General features: G+C 39.3%; 15 protein-coding genes. 5 read left to right on the forward strand and 10 right to left on the reverse strand.

Annotated elements, in window-relative coordinates; all coding sequences use genetic code 11:
- Positions 1-93: 93 nt before the first annotated feature.
- Complete coding sequence (locus BGP76_RS07450; RefSeq protein ID WP_119844152.1) at positions 94-3,591, forward strand: P-loop NTPase fold protein; 3,498 nt, start codon at positions 94-96, stop codon at positions 3,589-3,591.
- 689 nt (positions 3,592-4,280) lie between these two features.
- Here BGP76_RS07450 and BGP76_RS07460 read toward each other — a convergent pair.
- The 4 genes from BGP76_RS07460 to BGP76_RS07475 all read right to left on the reverse strand — a co-directional run bounded on the left by BGP76_RS07460 (position 4,281) and on the right by BGP76_RS07475 (position 7,307).
- Positions 4,281-4,670, reverse strand: coding sequence for a hypothetical protein (locus tag BGP76_RS07460; protein ID WP_147407405.1), 390 nt, complete (start codon positions 4,668-4,670; stop codon positions 4,281-4,283).
- Positions 4,671-5,114: 444 nt separating this feature from the next.
- On the reverse strand, positions 5,115-5,690 hold the full coding sequence (locus BGP76_RS07465) for a DUF4136 domain-containing protein (protein ID WP_073123463.1): 576 nt from the start codon (positions 5,688-5,690) through the stop codon (positions 5,115-5,117).
- Between the two features lie 51 nt (positions 5,691-5,741).
- Entirely contained in the window at positions 5,742-6,890 is a 1,149-nt protein-coding gene (locus tag BGP76_RS07470) for a BamA/TamA family outer membrane protein (protein WP_119844155.1), read from the reverse strand.
- 207 nt (positions 6,891-7,097) lie between these two features.
- Positions 7,098-7,307, reverse strand: a complete 210-nt coding sequence (locus BGP76_RS07475; protein ID WP_073123467.1) for a hypothetical protein — start codon at positions 7,305-7,307, stop codon at positions 7,098-7,100.
- Positions 7,308-7,456: 149 nt separating this feature from the next.
- On the opposite strand from BGP76_RS07475, the gene BGP76_RS07480 reads away from it, so the two are divergent.
- The 3 genes from BGP76_RS07480 (at position 7,457) to BGP76_RS07490 (ending at position 10,445) form a co-directional block, all read left to right on the forward strand.
- On the forward strand, positions 7,457-7,963 hold the full coding sequence (locus tag BGP76_RS07480; protein WP_073123469.1) for a peptidylprolyl isomerase: 507 nt from the start codon (positions 7,457-7,459) through the stop codon (positions 7,961-7,963).
- Positions 7,964-8,269: 306 nt separating this feature from the next.
- A complete protein-coding gene (locus tag BGP76_RS07485) occupies positions 8,270-8,791 on the forward strand; it encodes a lactoylglutathione lyase family protein (protein ID WP_073123471.1) in 522 nt (173 codons plus the stop codon).
- 253 nt (positions 8,792-9,044) lie between these two features.
- A complete protein-coding gene (locus BGP76_RS07490) occupies positions 9,045-10,445 on the forward strand; it encodes a BspA family leucine-rich repeat surface protein (RefSeq protein WP_119844156.1) in 1,401 nt (466 codons plus the stop codon).
- A 302-nt stretch (positions 10,446-10,747) separates the two neighbouring features.
- On the opposite strand, the gene BGP76_RS07495 is transcribed toward BGP76_RS07490, so the two are convergent.
- The 3 genes from BGP76_RS07495 to BGP76_RS07505 are packed head-to-tail and all read right to left on the reverse strand — an operon-like array spanning position 10,748 to position 14,798.
- Entirely contained in the window at positions 10,748-11,158 is a 411-nt protein-coding gene (locus tag BGP76_RS07495; RefSeq protein ID WP_221409855.1) for a bifunctional 2-polyprenyl-6-hydroxyphenol methylase/3-demethylubiquinol 3-O-methyltransferase UbiG, read from the reverse strand.
- Complete coding sequence (locus BGP76_RS07500) at positions 11,148-12,344, reverse strand: glycosyltransferase family 4 protein (RefSeq protein ID WP_119844157.1); 1,197 nt, start codon at positions 12,342-12,344, stop codon at positions 11,148-11,150. Before BGP76_RS07500 ends, BGP76_RS07495 begins: the two co-directional genes overlap by 11 nt.
- Before the next feature lie 9 nt (positions 12,345-12,353).
- A complete protein-coding gene (locus BGP76_RS07505) occupies positions 12,354-14,798 on the reverse strand; it encodes a YfhO family protein (protein ID WP_158584122.1) in 2,445 nt (814 codons plus the stop codon).
- Positions 14,799-15,035: 237 nt separating this feature from the next.
- Between BGP76_RS07505 and BGP76_RS07510 the strand changes: the two genes are divergently transcribed.
- A complete protein-coding gene (locus BGP76_RS07510) occupies positions 15,036-15,536 on the forward strand; it encodes a hypothetical protein (RefSeq protein ID WP_119844159.1) in 501 nt (166 codons plus the stop codon).
- Positions 15,537-16,085: 549 nt separating this feature from the next.
- On the opposite strand, the gene rplT is transcribed toward BGP76_RS07510, so the two are convergent.
- From rplT to infC, 3 genes are all read right to left on the reverse strand, one after another.
- Complete coding sequence (gene rplT, locus BGP76_RS07515; RefSeq protein ID WP_073123482.1) at positions 16,086-16,430, reverse strand: 50S ribosomal protein L20; 345 nt, start codon at positions 16,428-16,430, stop codon at positions 16,086-16,088.
- Positions 16,431-16,527: 97 nt separating this feature from the next.
- Positions 16,528-16,722, reverse strand: a complete 195-nt coding sequence (gene rpmI / locus BGP76_RS07520; RefSeq protein ID WP_073123484.1) for a 50S ribosomal protein L35 — start codon at positions 16,720-16,722, stop codon at positions 16,528-16,530.
- A 16-nt stretch (positions 16,723-16,738) separates the two neighbouring features.
- Positions 16,739-17,299 carry a translation initiation factor IF-3 gene (infC, locus tag BGP76_RS07525; protein ID WP_073123486.1) on the reverse strand — a complete coding sequence of 187 codons (561 nt, stop codon included), beginning with the start codon at positions 17,297-17,299 and terminating at the stop codon, positions 16,739-16,741.
- Positions 17,300-17,612 lie beyond the last annotated feature (313 nt).

Here is a 17,612-nt window from a genome sequence, read left to right on the forward strand (position 1 = left end):
GAATTCAAATTGTTATCCTCAAAAAAAATAGTCAAATTGAATAATAAATATTTGGGTAATTAGCCTTTCTAATAAACTATTCCTATTTCAACAATGCCAGATAATCAACCGTTAAAGAAAAGCCGATCACAGCTCTTGAAGCAATTAAAGACCAATCCATTTACAAAAAGGAATAGAGGTACATATTTAGCAACCAGAAAGGTTGGAGGGAAAGATATGGCCAAAACTTTCATTCAACATAAAAGATGGGATAATGGTCTGAGAAATTTAAATGATTCTGATATCGCAGAAACTGAGTTGGGCGATATCGTATTTATGTTTCGAAATATCAGCTCAGGATCTTCAGGCAAGAAGAATGTTGGAATTTCATTTTTTGGATTTGTAACTGGAAATATAAAAGATGGTCATAATCTAGACATTGATTGGACTACTCTATCTAAAGAAATTGTAGTATCAAATTTATCAATGACAAACAAGGGGTTTCAAAAAATTGACATCAATGAAATTGATAACATACTTAATGTAGTTATTGATCAAAATCCAGATATCGTAGATAAGATAATTGGATCTGATATGGCTATTGATGGTAAAAACAAAAATAAAACGACTCCACTTTTGGATACAAATGGAGCACAAGCTCTAATCGAAAAAGGATTTCAACAAAATCAGAATTTCTGGTGGGCATCATATGCGCAAGTAGGAATAGGGCAAGTACCATCAGATTCTCCAGAAATTTTGCCATTTCCAAAGGATACTAAAATAGAACCCAAGAAAGGTGAATTGATAGTAGCGGCAAGTAAGCAGGACTCATGTATTCATTCTTTGCTTAGAATTGTGGATGTGATAGGATCTAGTGTATATGCTTATAAGGTTTATAGTCTAGATAGAAAAACTCATTTTAGTGAGCTATTGAACAATTCTACATTGTTAAAATACGGATTTCAGCATAAAATAGATTCTTTGCTCACTAAAATAGAACCTGAAGAATTTAATGCAATTATTATCTCAGCAGAACTTGGATCAAAAAGAGAAATTCAATTTTTAACACTTGAGGATACAAGGGCAGAACTATATCCAATAATTGAAGAAAGTGATTTTTTTTGGATTACAAGTACGTATAAGGAAGATTTAAACTTCGACTTGTTTGATATTTCATTCCAAAAAAGCAATCAAGACTTAAACGATATTAGTATAAATCAATACGGTTTGATTTGTCAAAGAGAGCACCCTAGATCTATTATTGGAATATTTAAGGTAGTTGACGTTTCGTTTATTGATTTTCCGAAGGCCAAAATTCAGAGGGTTTATAATTTAAAATCTCCTTTACCACTAGAGTCATTAAAAGATGTAGATTTATCAGGTAATGAGCATACAATTATTAAAAAACTTAGCAAAGAGGTTTTTTTAACATTACTTAAGAGTACGGAGATATGGCCGATTATTGATGACCAAATTAGTGCGAGCCTTAGTTTATCGGGATTTAGTTGCGATTCACCAAACGGGGATAAAGACCTTTTGAATATTGAAAATGATGTTAGGTCACTGGCATTGCTTCTTGCATATAAAAACGTTAATCCTCCAATAGCTGTGGGCTTGTTTGGCAAGTGGGGATCAGGCAAAAGCTTTTTTATGAAGCAATTAGAAAGAAGAATAAAGTCTCTTTCAAAATATCAGACATTTTGGGATGGAAAAGGTAGTCCTATTTCAGGAGATCATATAGCTAAAGAATATTGTGAGGGTATTGCGCATATATGGTTCAACGCCTGGTCATACCTTGACTCTAATTTATGGGCAGGATTAGCACATAGTTTATTTGAAAAACTTAATGAGTATATAACTAATCAAACAAAGGGCGAAATTGAAAAATTGAAAGTTCAGGTTCGACTTTCTAAAAGGTTACAGTTACTTCATAGTGATTTAAGCAACTACAGAGAAAAGAAGTATTACTTAGAAGGAATAAAGACTGAGCTAGAAGAAGAGAAAAACCATAAAATTGCTAAGTATTTTCTTTCACAGTACACAAAAAAAACAATTCAGTTTTTAACAAATAATGGACTATCAGAAGATCTTTTAGCTACACTCACTCCCATAACTATTAAGAGAAAAATTGAAAGTGAAATAAGTGTTTGGAGCTACTTAAAAAGAAACGTAGAGATTGTAATTAAATCAATAATAGTTGTTTTAGTAGTTTTCCTAGCAAAGTATGGAATCTCAGAATTTTGGTTAGATGTTTCGGAATATCTTAGATCTGCTTGGGCAAATATTACCAGTATTGTTATCCCAACAGGGGTAATAACATTCAAAGATTTTTTTTATAAAAAACAACAGGTGATAAAAGATTTGGTTGATGCTATGGCAAAATTGAAGAGTGAAAAGCCAGAAGATGAAGAGTTGCAAGAAATTAAGAAAGAGATTAATGAGATTGATCCAATAATTAATGAGATAGAGGAAAGTATTAAAAGAGAGTATTCCTTTTCAACAGATATTACTCAAGTTGCTATAGCAAACTTTCTTTCATCAAAAATCAATCAACAGGACTATATAGATCGACTGGGTATTGTTTCAATAATTCGAAAGGATTTTGAAACACTTAGTGATTTGTTTTATCCAATAAATTCCAATTCTGATCTATCTGAATATCAAAAACAACTGAATGCAGATAGAGTATTTATTCAAGATCAATTTGAGAAACCAAATAGACTTGAAAGGATAGTTTTATACATAGATGACCTTGATAGGTGTAGTGACGAAAAGGTACTTGAAGTAATTCAAGCAGTACATTTATTAATGGCCTTTCCATTGTTTAATGTGGTCGTAGGTGTTGATGATAAATGTATAATGAATGCTATTAGTTCAAGATATAAAGCGCTAGGTAATGGAGCAAATGGTACGACAGAAAACTATTTTGAAAAGATCTTTCAGATACCATTTAAACTAAAGGAACCTTCATCTAATGATGTTGAAAACTTAATAGAAGATTTACTTGAAGGACAAATCGATAATTTGGAGGCAGAGTATTCAGATGATTATTTGTCAGAGGTTGATATTAATAGTGAAAAGCCAAACCAAAATGATGACAAAATAAGTTCCAATAAAGAAAAAAAACTTAACACAGAAATAGAAAAGAGTATTGTTCAGGAGCCAAAAGTTAAAGATAAATCAACAGGGGAAATCCACGTTCCAGCTTATAATTTGAGAATGTCGAAAACGGAATTGGAGTATATAAAAGCAATGACATTTTTAATTGGCAATACCCCAAGAACAATAAAGCGTTTTATTAATATTTATAGAATTATTAGATCCCATGAGCAATTGGTTTACAAAGAAGACAACAAGGATAAACACTTCTTAACGGTGATCTTTTTATTGTCACTTATTACTGGTGTCCATAAGAACGTTTACAAAAATTACCTTAAGGAAGTTAAGGATACCCCAGCAGCTACGGTTAAGGATTACAATTTAAAATTTGAAGAACTAAAGTCTCATGAAAGTAATATTTCGTCTAATCAAAAAATAAGAATCTTATTAGATATAGATGGAAATATGCTACTGAAGCATAGTCCTTTTGTAAGCCGATTTTCATTTAGATAAAATGATTTTTTTTTTCTAATAGTATAGAAACAAGTCATCTTAAATAGGAAATAATTTTTTCTATACTCTTTCATAAGTACCTGAAATCAGCCTTAATTGTCTCCATTCGTTGATTTTTAACCGATTTCAAGAAATCTGTATACCAAAATTAAAAGTGGTATACAACGACTTTTAAATACTCAATGATTGAAAAGTCCAATCACTCGCTACAAGTCAACGCCAGTGGGGTTTTCACATTCCATTAAAACGCTATTCAATGAATCTATTTCGGAATAAAGTATAAAAATTGAATCTACTTTCTCCCTTCGTCCTGGGATTGAATTAACAGCCAAACTATCAAGTTCTTCCATTTTTTTAAAATACGATATATATGTTCTTTTAGAAGAATAAATAAAGCTCAGTTGCATTACACAAACTATTAAAAGAAAGTAGAACAATACCTTATTTAATTTCATACTACTATTATTTACAAGAGTCAATCCTTATAAGATATTTAGATTTCAGCTCTACCAATGACTTCACGGTATCACTTGGAAAAGTTTGATTCCCAATCATAAATTCTAACCCAGGTGACATCATATCGTGAACATAAAGTATCTGATTCAATTGATCTCTTGTTCTAAAACCCCATACCAAAAGGAAAAGGTTCAGTAATAATAAAACCCATAGAACAATACTATTTTTCATAACTATTCAATTATTAAACCTTTCGCACGTATTTTATTGGGATGCCCATAACTAGAATAATCTCCTCTCATCAATCCTTTTAGTACTTCTTGCTTCGCAAAATCCGACCCGTTAGTATAATTTTGAACTTCATTCGTGTTGCCAAATGCTTCAATCATATTCAAATTTGGAGCCCCCATAAGTTCATGAAGATAGAGTACTGGATAACCAGCAGCTAAAGCCAAACCATCCATAGCATCAAGTATAAGATATTTGTTATTCATTGCATTTTCAGAAAATGAAGTATATCTCTTGTCCGCATTATAACCTGCCATTATTAACCTATCCAATTCACTAGAATAGCTTATACCAAGTTCTAATGCTAACCTTTTAGCTAATATATATAATTCCATATCACCAACTGCCAACATATCACCACCCCCAAATTTACCAACTGATCCATCAAACTGGGGTTATGTAAAAATGTTGTACAACAAACACTCCATGGTTGTACAACAAAGAGGTCAAGCTTGCGCAACTAAAGACCAAACATCGTACAACCAACAAGCAAAGGTTGCGCAAGCTTTTGAAAAAGCTACCCATTGACGTGAGAACTGGATCACCCCTGATGCAGGATAATAGATCATGTTGACATGACTATTTGCCTGAGTTCGATTTGTACTCCACTCCAAAACCACAGTATTATCAGAGATCAACTTTTGAAAGGCTTGATCACAATAAAGGGCAAACTAAACAGTTGATAGCTGGTTAGTTTGCCCTTCTTCTAACACTTCTAAACACCTCCTGTACTACCAGCTTGAAGCTAGTAGCAGTTTGAACACAATAGAATTAGAAGTCTACTTAGACGCAGCTATTGGAAACTGCTTCATCATTTTACTTATCTTCTTTTTGATATCCTTCTCACGCTTAGCAGGTTTGGTTTTGACCACAGCAGTGACGACTCCTTGCCATACGAGAGATTTGCTTTCGCTATCGTACATATCGAGTACGAGTGTCCCCTCATTGTAATCCACCTCCGAATAAGTCGTCGTAGAGCTCCCTCCACCATATCCATATCCGTAACCATACCCCCATCTACCACCATAGCCTAGACCACCATTGTAGTCGGTATAGGCAGTCTTACTGGTTTTCTGATCTACAGAGACAAACAGTGTGATCGTCGCATCGGCATCCGTATCTACTTTGGTCATGCCTCTAGCATCCAGTTCAGCTTTGAAGGCCGACAGGATACGTTTCTGGTCTATGTCATTGACACTATCGTCGCTACCTTCTGCCCATCCTGCGAAGGTATAGGTCTTGTACTTGGAGAAATCTGCGTCTTTGTCATAGTCACTCTTTACCTGTGCGGATGCGATCTGACTGGTCAAAACAATGACCAAAATGAGACTTAAAAATTTGATTGTTGTTTTCATTTTTTGATAATATTATGTGGAAAATTATTTTTTAAATTAGTTACACACCGACTACCCTCTGTTGTTCCATGCTGAGCCAAACACGATGTAGTATCCAAAGTCGTCATTGGAAGCGGCAACATCTACCCCCATTCTCAGACCGAATTTTCGAGCAATCAAATAACGGAATCCTGTCCCGTAATTGTACACCAATGTCGCATCCGAAAAGCTCGTTTCCTTGGGTACAGCCTTGGCCATTCCTGTAAAAACGACCCCACTCCACCGCATCGTAAAATCATAGCGCTGTTCAGTCTCTAGCAGGTAAACCGACTGCCCCTGATACCTCGCCATAGGAACACCTCGAAGGTTAACTCCGGGATTAAGATAAAATGGTGCTTTGCCATATTGCAGTTGGCTCTCGAACCGAAAACCACTCACCAGTGAGGGTGTTGTTTGAAAGTACTGTAGCGCTTTGAAGTCCAAATTTGTAAATTCAAAATCGCTACCTGTCCATGCTGCGTTGATTCGGAAATTAGAAGACAACATCGTCCCCTTGTTCGGGGTGAAGCTATTATCCCGCATATCGTACTCGACCAGCACACCGGGGCTGCTCACATGACTTTTCAAAGATTTTTCACTCACAAAATCTGGCAAACTCGTAAAACCAAACTCAGGTGACAAATCGGTATCCATATAAAAATACTCTATCCCAGCATATATATTCGTTTTGCCAATTTCTTTGGTCAAAGAACCAAAAATGGGGATCGACCTAAAATTAAAGGAGAATTTCTTATCGCCCAGCCCTCCTACATTTCTATAAAAATCCATATTCACCGACCCATACCCAGCTCCTATCCTGTATTTCAGTCCATACTTAGGCAATGATGCGATACGCATCGCTCCCAGCATCCAGCTTTGGTTGGCAGTATAGGCTACAAATGCGACTGTGATATTCGGCGGGACATACCGTCCTTTTTCTTGGTACTTATTAGGATGTATAAAAATAGGAGAAAATGCCAACCCAAAGCTCCCTAATGACGGCTCGGTGATGAATTGGAGCAAAGGAATAAAGCCGTTTGCAGTCATTAGAAAATCACTGGCATCCAATTTATGATCCAAGGAATCTCGTAATGCACTCTTTTTGTCAACTCGCTGCGAATAGCTTGAAAAACTCGCTGCAAGAACCAGAGAAAGCAAGACAACTCTTTTGATAAAAAACATAAATCTAGGTGGCATCAATTCTATAAGCAAACTACATAATCGTTGTTCGAATAGAGAACGAATCTATACAAAAAATCAGTACTATATTGATTTACCTTCTCTCGTAAGGAGTATAAAAAAAGTGCGTCCGTCTACCCTATTAGGGAAAGACAAACGCACTTTATTCTCCTAGAGTGACTACATGTGTGATGTCAGTAATCTTGTAACTTAGTGCACTACCGAATTCATCAACATCTGCTGAGCCACATATTGCTCATCAGGGTTGAGTCTTTGACCTTTGGCATTTTCTAATAACGCCAACATTTCATCCTGATTTCCTAACGGCAAAATCTCTTCTCTTTGATCGATTTCTTCTACCCACTGCACGATGTTGTGAATGGCCGTTCTTTGTATTTCTCTATTTGCTAAAACATTCATTTTATTATCTTTTTTAAGTTAGTTCCTTGTACGAAACATGTATAACAAGAGATGTACCAGAAGGCGTAGGTAAAACACCCATTTTGTAATCTAGGACACAAATCCCCGTTTTTTCTGCATATTGAAGATAAAGCTCCTAACTTCGCGGCATGAAGATTTCAAAAAATTCGGTGGTATCTATCACCTATCACCTCAGAGAAAGCAACAAAGAAGGTGAAACCATACAAGAAGTAGACAACAAAGAGCCATTCGTATTCCTTTTCGGAGCGAACCAAGTCCTACCCCAATTCGAAGAAAACCTCATCGACAAAGAAGTCGGTGCAACATTCGAATTTGGTATCAAAAGCGAAGAAGGATACGGCGAGCCTAACCCTGATGCGATCGTAGACCTACCGATCAACATCTTCCAAGGCGAAGACGGCAAAATTGCAGACGCGGTACAAGTCGGAACTTTCCTACCGATGAACGACCAAGAAGGCAATCCTATGCAAGGTCTCGTGCTTGAAATCGGCGAAGAAAGTGTCAAAATGGACTTTAACCACCCGATGGCTGGTGTTGACCTTTACTTCGCAGGAGAGGTTATCGAAGTGAGAGAAGCTACTGCCGAAGAACTAGATCACGGTCATGTACACGGCGAAGGCGGACACCAACACTAAGGCCAAAAATCAAAACGATATTTCATCTAACGCCACTTCTACCGAGTGGCTTTTTTTGTTTTAGTAGTTACTAAAAACTGACACCCTCATAAAGTTTAATATCACTAAACTTTTCATACATAATTCGTTAAACCCCACTATAACACACATCTATGTAACTATATGCACCTAATATATCCTATTGTTAACCAACCCATTACACTCTTATTTTATACAAAAAACAATAGATAATAAAAACAATATTTGCATTAGTTGGTTAACATATTGATGTGTCCAACTTTGGGCTATTCACAAACTAATAATACTATGAGTAACTTAGATGAATCTGTAAAAACATACCCTAGAACCTTTTCGCATATTGGCATTACAGTTCCTGACCTTGAGGCTGCTGTTAAATTTTATACAGAAGTAATGGGTTTTTATGTAATCATGGAACCTACCCTGATTAAGAAAGAGAATGAAACTGCCATCGGTGTGATGTGCATTGATGTATTTGGTGATGATTGGGAGACCTTTAAGATCGCTCATCTATCGACAGGAGACAGAATCGGTATCGAATTATTTGAGTTCCCCGTCAGCAAAGACTTAAAACCTACTTTTGAACCTTTTAAAACTGGCTTGTTTCATTTTTCTGTTCAAGATCCTGATGTAGAGGGGTTAATTGAGAAAATAATAGCTGCTGGAGGAAAACAAAGAATGCCTATCAGAGAATATTACCCTGGTGAAAAGCCATTCCGTATGTGCTATGTAGAGGATCCATTTGGAAACGTATTTGAAATATACTCGCACTCATACGAGCTAAATTATTCGGCTGGAGCCTATAAGTAATGGCCGTATACTTAACTCCATTTAGTTCAAGGAATCATGATGGAGTTAAGTTTTAACCTGTCGAAGAGGTATTATCAAAACGCTCACACAACAATGCTGATAGCGTGTATATCTCGTTTTCCCCACTAAGTCACAGATACCAATATGGAATAGTTAATAACGAATTATCAATAGACCGCTGCGAATAAACAAGCGACCGATATGGCTATAGTAGCTAACCTAGCTTTGTTGGAAACAACAAATATTGATAACAATGAAAACAATACTATATCTATCTACATTATCCCTCTCACTATTCTTGACACTTACAAGCTGTAATGATGATGAAAATCAAAAGCAAAACGAAGCTCCTACAATCGATGCGCAATCTTTCAATGTGTCTGAGGAATTGGCCGCTGGGGACATCATTGGTATCGTCAATGCGATAGATCCTGAGGAAGACGAACTCTCTTTTAGCATAGTCACCAATGATGATGCGGACTTATTTGAGATCAGTACTACAGGCATACTAAGTATTGCACTAGGTCAAAGATTTGAGGTTGAATCTACTACGGTCTACGTCATAGAAGTGATGGTAAGTGACGGAGAACTCTTTTCTGTAGCAGAAGTAACCATTACGGTGACTAATGTAAACAAAGCACCAGCATTTTCGGATGCTAGCGATTTAGATGATGTCTCTGAAGGCATAGCGGATGATGTGGTTATTGGGACTATCGTGGCATCTGATCCTGATGGAGATAACATTACTTTCTCTTTAAGTAGCAATCCCAATAGCCTATTTGAAATTAACGCTGGTGGTGAAATAAGTCTAGCCACTGGCAAAAGCCTAGATTATGCTGTGGCGACAAGTCACACGATTGGCGTACAAATAACTGATGGCGACCTAACAGTTTCAGCGGACTTCTCTTTTGATGTAATCAAAATTACAGGGGATATACCCTTCATTACTTCGTGGGAAATCACCATTGCAAATGATATCATTACCATCCCTACGCATCCTAGCTATGACTACAACTACACAATCACATGGGGAGATGATACTCAAGATGACAATGTAACAGGAAATATTGACCATGAGTACGCTACTGCTGGCACTTACACCGTCTCTATTACAGGAGTTTTTCCAGCGATCTACTTCAACAAATCAGGAGATGATCGAAACAAAATAAAGGATGTCCAACAATGGGGAAATATAGAATGGAAGTCTATGGTCTCTGCCTTTAGGTATTGTGGTCTGCTAGATATATCTGCCACGGATGCTCCAGACCTTTCTCAAGTAACCGAGATGGACTTTATGTTTGACAATGCCTACGCACTAGAAGCCTCTCTAAACCACTGGGATGTAAGCAACATCGCGCAAATGAGTTATGTTTTTGCTGGAGCAACCAATTTTAACCAACCCCTTGATCAATGGGACGTCAGCCATGTCACCACTATGAGTAATATGTTTTTATCAGCCTATAAATTTAATCAAGACATTTCTGCATGGGACGTTAGCAAAGTCACGAATATGCAATATATGTTTTACAACGCGTCGGCTTTCAGTCAAGACTTGTCGGGCTGGGACACTTCGAGTGTCATCTATTGTAACACCTTTGGTGATAACTCTTCACTTACGCCAGAACAAGCCCCTACTGCAGGCGACTGTTTTTAAACTGAACGCATAATTTTTATTAAGCCCAATTGTGTCGCACAATTGGGCTTTTTTATTGAACTAATACTATGCGCAAAACCATGATAGAAAACATATTCGAACCCGCTGAAGATCTGACATGGAGATGTAAAACCGGAATAGACTCTACGACAGTCAACGACTCAAACTTATAACTAACCAATACGCTCGCAGGATACAATATAATATCTCGGTGTAAATCTTCTCAATAGAGGTCTCACACCGATTTTATATATCGGTGTGATCCATTTTTCAGCAGCTACTATTTTCCAGCCAGCCTTCTCCTACAACATATCAAACTGCCGGGGTTCGAACTCATGGTAGTGCCTATCCCAAGGATCTTTTTCATTCCAATAGGCATTAGCGAACCAAAGCTTGAGTGGTATCGAAGCAATCAACTTATCTGCTTTAATCTCTCGTAGCAAATTAAACGGAGCAACCATGTGTTTGAATATTTCAAAAGCTGTCACCACATCATATTGCTCATCTTTGACGACATCATAATCCAAATCAAGGTCTACGCCTAGCGCAGTATTCGTCACATCAAAGCCCTCTTCTTTCATGATTTCCCCAAACGGGTTTCCTGGTCCCAAATCTAAGATCTTGGCTGGTGCTATAACACTGCGCTTTAGAAATGAAAGCGTACGCGCGAACCTTATCTGGTGCGTTTTGCTGTATTTTTGATCAAATGACATCTGTTTCTATTTGATTGTAGTACTTAATTAACTCCTGAGAAGTTCGCTCCCAGTTGTAGTCCTGACTGACAAAAGCCTTTCCGTTCGCTCCCAGTTCCTGACGTAGATCAGTATCCTCGTAAAGCTTCAAAACCTGCTGCTGATAGTCCTCCACAGACTCAGCCTGATATACCAAACCACTGTTGGCACGACGAATCACCGTCTCCTGTGCCAAACAATCACTAACAATCAGCGGCTTGGCAAAGGCCATATACTGGAAAATCTTATTAGCATAGGTCGTATCGTGATGAACGTTTCTATGCAATGGGCTAATGCAGACATCACTCACCGCGATATAAGACTGAAACAAAGTAAAGTCCTGCCAGCCTTCAAAATCCACATAATCATGAACTCGTAGCTCCTCTACCTTGGCTTTCAAAACCCCGTCGGTTTTATTGCTCCCCACGATCACGAGTTTGACATCAGGAATATGTTTCGACAACTCAGGCATAGCCTCTATTGCTGTCAATAGCCCCCTCCTCAGTCCTGTATCTCCGACATACAAGATGACAAATTTATTCGCCAAACGATCCACAATCGTGGCATCATGCTTCGCTTCTTTTTCAAACACTGCCCGCACTGTATTGGGTACAACGATCAACTGATCAGGTGACAATCCCAGTTTTTTGATATAATACTCCTTGGCCTCCTCTGTCACAACCACCGTGCGATCTGCCATCTGGATGTACTTACTTTCATACTTTCCCCACTCGGACGGAAAAATAGTTTGCTTGCCAGGAAACTTCTGTAAATGCCCGTAGAACTTCATGATCTCTGGTCTATTCTCATGAAGATCCAATACCACTGGGATATCCAACTTGAGATTAAAAACTGATCGGGCTATTTGAATATCATGTATATGGATAGCATCTACGGGATTGTCTGATAAAAAAGCAGCGATCCATCGTTTAAGTATCCAATGATAAAATGGAAACGTATAAGCCCATGCTGACAACTTGTACACCCAACTACCACAGTAAAAACGCCTGACCTGTATCCCTTTGATCTCTTCGGCAGGTTGAGCCCCCCCCTTGTAATCCAAACAAAAAAGATACACCTCAAAGCCCGCCTCGATCAGCGTCACGGCCTCATTTTCTACCCGAGGATCTGGGGGAAAATCCGTATCCAATATCATCCCTATTCGCATAGAATCGTTCTATTTCTCCTCCCTAAAACTCACCCCCACAAAAGCCAAGCATCCAATGACCAAAAGGACATTAAAAATCCAAGTGATGGTGTTACCCGTATAGTAGGACTCTGGCTTGAACTCAAATATGATCTCGTGCGTCCCTGCTGGCACTTCGAGTGCACGCAGTACATAGTTGGCTCGAAGGATACTCACTTCTTCACCATCTATGGTCGCGGCCCAACCTACAGGATAGTAGATCTCTGAGAACACTGCTAGTCCATCAGCACGACTGCTCGACTGATACACCAGACGATTCGGTGCATACGCTGTCAGCATCACCTGTGCCGCTGAGTCATAGGCTATCGTACCCAACTCAAACTTTGCCATATCTACTACAGCTTCCGTCTTTGTTTCTAGAGACATCATAGTCATCAACTCATCATCGGCATTGTTCACCTCCACGACCTCTTTGACAAACCACGCATTGCCATTAGCGGCTGGATTAGGAATCACAGCGCGTGCTTCCTCTCCTGCTTTGAAATACTTGGTATTGAGCATATTGAGCACCTGTGCTTGTTCAAAGTTGAACTTACCAGCCTGCAAATCTTGGATCACCTGAGACAGCTCCGGTGACAGACTCGTTTCTACCAAATCCTGATAGCGACGCATCTTAGCTCCATGGTAGCCCCCGATAGATTTATGATAGTAAGATGTCTTGGCATCATTGAATGGGTTCATGAGGTTGAGTACACGGTAATCAGGATCGCTGTCCTGCAGGATACGCTTGTCTGCCTCGCTCATAGCCCATTCGCCTTTACCTGCTTTTCTGGCAAAACTGTCCCCGTTGAGATAGCGCTTCGCAACGCCGAACATGTCTATCAAAACTAAGGCGATGATCAGACCATAAGCCAGTCCTTTGGATAGTTTTTGCTTTTGGGATAGCCAAATCACAGCCGCAGCAGCGATGACGAAAAACAAAGTTCGAAACGCATCCACACGCAAAAGTGAGGCACGATCCGCACGCAGTGCCTCTAGATACCACGCTGGATAAGAAGCCAACCGCTCATCTATCGCGCCACGATAAGACCCCATCCCTGCCAACAGTGCTGCCAGTAGCGCAAAACCACCTGCTATGGCTACCGAGAGTATAAATTTCTTTTGCATCGCCTGATCCCACTCCTCGGAGAGTACTTTTTCCAATCCCATGAAACCCGACAACACCATCGTTAAAATCGCGATGATGATCACGAAGGTTACTGACCGAAACTTGTTGTAGCCTGGCAAGTAATCAAAGATCAGATAGTTGAAGGTCTCAAAGTTATCTCCCCAACTGAGCACGATAGACAGAATCACCAGTACCGCCACCCATCGGGTATATTTTCGATCCAAAACCAACAAACTAAGTACAAACAAAAACACCACGATCGCTCCGGCGTAATAAGGTGCCGTGAGTGGCTGATCGCCCCAGTAGGCAGGTGCGGCTTGAACAGACTGTTGGATCTGCTGGCGACTCGCACCTTGTTTTTTCAAAGCTTGCTCTAGGTTAGAGTTCTTGCCGAGATCTTCCTGCGCAGTACCACCAAAGAAATTCGGAATAAAGAGCACCAAAGGCTCCATGATGCCATTGCTGTACTGAAATGCATAATCTTTTTCTAACCCACTCTTTTCATTCACTCCATCTACGGTCAGTTCTGACTTGCCTCGCATGGAGTATGGACTGTATTCCATGATCGTCCATAAACGTCCAAAGTTAGCTCCTACTGCGATCAGTACCGCTACCAACAGCAAGCCCACCGTCTTGGCAAACTCAGGCAGCGTCTTCTCTTTTACACTCTGAATCAATTGAAACAAACCAAAAACCAACACCATCAGCATCAAATAATAGGTAATCTGTAGGTGATTGACACGCAACTGCAGCGCCAGTCCTAATGCCGTCAAAACAAAACCCATGAGGCGCTTCTGATGAAAGGCTGCATACACTCCAGCGATCACCAAAGGCATATAAGCTACCGCAGTGACTTTCGAGTTGTGTCCCGCTCCGATAGAAATAATATTGAAAGAGGTCAAACCAAAAGCCAAAGCCCCTGCTATCGCAATCCAAGGACGTACCCCGAAGACGAGCAACATGATGTAGCAGGATAGAAATGCAATGAGAATAATCCCCGTCGGGTGAGGAAGAAACAGACTCAGCACCTGATGTATATCTTTGGTCAACTCACCCGAGAACTCTACATTGATCAGGTAACCTGGCATCCCGCCAAACATCGAATTGGTCCACAGGCCCTCTTCCCCTGTTTGGTCTCTGAAAGACGTTAACTCCTGCGCACTACCCTCCCACTGGGTGATATCGTGCTGAGGCAGTTCTTTGTTGTCAAAAAATACTGGGGCATAAAAAACCACCGTAACTATCAAAAACACCAATACAGCGATGAGGTGAGGAAGGATATCCTTTTTAAGATCGAATTTCTTCATGAGATGAAACTGGAATTGAAAATTTTCAAGTCGTAATATTATACAAAACATGGCTGAATAGATTCTCCGAAAACAAATATCTGAGTGATTGTACCAAATAACAGGCACTATGAATTGGGCAGCTCTGGTTTGTCGTTTGACCTGACGTTTCTACCCTTGATCCTAGACAAAAAACCACGAGACATGCAACTAAGTCTATAGACGGAGCATCCTATAATTAAACGATTCTACTATACTATGAAACCTTCACTAGACCCCAACCGAGAATTTGTGATCGGTATCAAAACAGATGCTGGCTTCTCAGGTCGACGCGTAGTACAGATCGATACGCTCACGGAGGCAGCACAGTGTATCGCTCTCCTAGCCATCACTCCCCAGAGTCAAGCTACCCTGTACAGCAAACATGACCTCCCTGCCGTCTCCCAACTCGTCTCACAGCAACTCCGTATCCCACTCGATCAAGTCACCCTCGTTAGAGACTATGCGACCTGCCACTCCAGTACAGCCTGTACCCAAGCCATCCTAGCCCTCAGTGCCACCACACGCGCTATGCTCATCAACGCAGCAGCCAATCGATGGAACATCTGCCCCACCCACTGCAAAATGGAATCTGGTAAAGTAATACAGAAGGAAAAATCCTTTGATTTTGAACTGGGCGAACTGATCACAGAGGCCAAACAAGGAGACATCCCCCTCATTCCCGAACTCTACCTCCAACACCGACAACCCAAACCCTAAAGAGAGTCCCTCAGCGAAAGATTGGTTGACTTAACCAGTGGATAGGTAGACTTAGTGAAATAATCCGTTTGCCTCACTTATATTAAGCTGGCTCATTACCGAATCACATTAAAAATGCTATACATAATTGAGCTCGCTTTGCAAAAGCACAAAATGGAAAAATCATCACATGTCAGACAGATTTCAAAATGCTAAATTTTGAAAAACGAAGCAATCTGAGCATCTCTAAAACACAGACTAAAACTAGATCAGTGGCAGTTTCACAGGATCAGTAGGTATTTCTGGGGATAAAAATCAATATTCGACATTGAGCATTCGAGATTCATTATTTTAATCATTTAAATATTACCTCAAAGACTCATAATAGGTGATTATTTCATAAAATAAACAATCACGAATTTCGCACAATGAATCTTGAATAACGAAGTGATCTACTACCTCTCCCCCAGAAATACAGGGTGATCCGTTTCACACGAAGATGATCAAAATCTGGACATAAAAAAAACCCCAGCCATTGACCGAGGTTCTTGATATTATATGAGTTGTCGATTATTTGATTTGATCAACAACTGCTTTGAAAGCTTCTGGGTGATTCATTGCTAAATCAGCCAATACTTTTCTATTCAATTCAATCTGAGCAGCCGAAACTTTACCCATAAACTGAGAATAAGAAAGACCGTGCTCTCTTGCACCTGCGTTGATTCTCTGAATCCACAACTTTCTAAACTCTCTTTTCTTTACTTTTCTATCTCTGTATGAGTAGCCTAAACCTTTCTCAACGGCATTTTTGGCAACTGTCCATACATTTTTTCTTCTTCCGAAGTAACCCTTGGCTAACTTCAGAACCTTTCTTCTACGAGCTCTACTCGCTACTGTGTTTACCGATCTTGGCATAATTTTTAACTTTTTTGATTATTGGCGTCAGTGATTAAACCGAACTTAGTACCAATCATCTGGTGAAAATTTGAACCTAATCTCGCCCTAGGCGTGATTAAATATGAAGCATGTCTTTAACATTGTTGACATCTGACTTATGGACTTGACCCATTTTTGTCAAATTTCTCTTCTGCTTCGTTTCCTTCTTGGTCAGGATGTGGCTTTTGAAAGCGTGCTTTCTTTTGATCTTACCACTGCCTGTCAATTTGAAACGCTTCTTCGCTCCAGCTTTAGTTTTAACTTTTGGCATTTTATTTATTTACTATTTATTTCTTCTTTAAAGCTTTAGGTGACAGCATCAGGAACATTCTCTTTCCTTCTAGCTTAGGCAACTGCTCCACCTTGGCGTACTCTTCTAGAGCTTGCGCAAATTTCAATAACAAAATTTCCCCTCTTTCCTTAAAGACAATGGTTCTACCCACAAAGTGAACATAAGCTTTCACTTTAGCGCCTTCTTCCAAGAACTTAACGGCATGTTTCAATTTGAACTGAAAGTCATGATCATCCGTGTTAGGACCGAATCGGATTTCCTTCAAAACTGCTTTGTGCGCTTTTGATTTGATCTCCTTTTGCTTCTTCTTTTGTTCGTACTTGAATTTAGAATAATCCGTTATTTTACAAACAGGAGGCTCAGCTTTTGGAGAAATCTCAACAAGATCCAGACCTTGCTCTTTAGCAAGCTTCAATGCCTCGTTCAACGAATACACGTCCACGGTTACATTTTCACCCACGACTCTAACTTCTCGAGCGGTTATTTTATCATTTACTTTATAGGGCTCTTCTACTCTACCTCGAAAACCCCTTCTCTGATATCTTTGTTTAGCGATTTGTTTTAAAGTTTATGGTTTAAAAATTTCGAACTGCAAATATCGACTTTTATAAAACAAAACCAATACTTCCATTCAGTATTAAATCAATTATAGACAATTATTATAGAACAACAATACTCTTCAATCTTATCGATACAAATTATTCATCCTCACAATATACTCTATGACCTCAAGCAAGGACATTTCAAGAAAGCAAAAAGACAGCAAATATCATAGGCCAACACGCAAAAGATGGCACATCTCATTCCCTCGTCTCAGACTAAAGCATCTCCACGCCCCAATGGATCATCGTAGGTTTCTAACTCTTGAC

The organism is Reichenbachiella sp. MSK19-1, from assembly GCF_003590315.1.
GTDB classification, from domain to species: Bacteria; Bacteroidota; Bacteroidia; order Cytophagales; family Cyclobacteriaceae; genus Reichenbachiella; species Reichenbachiella agariperforans.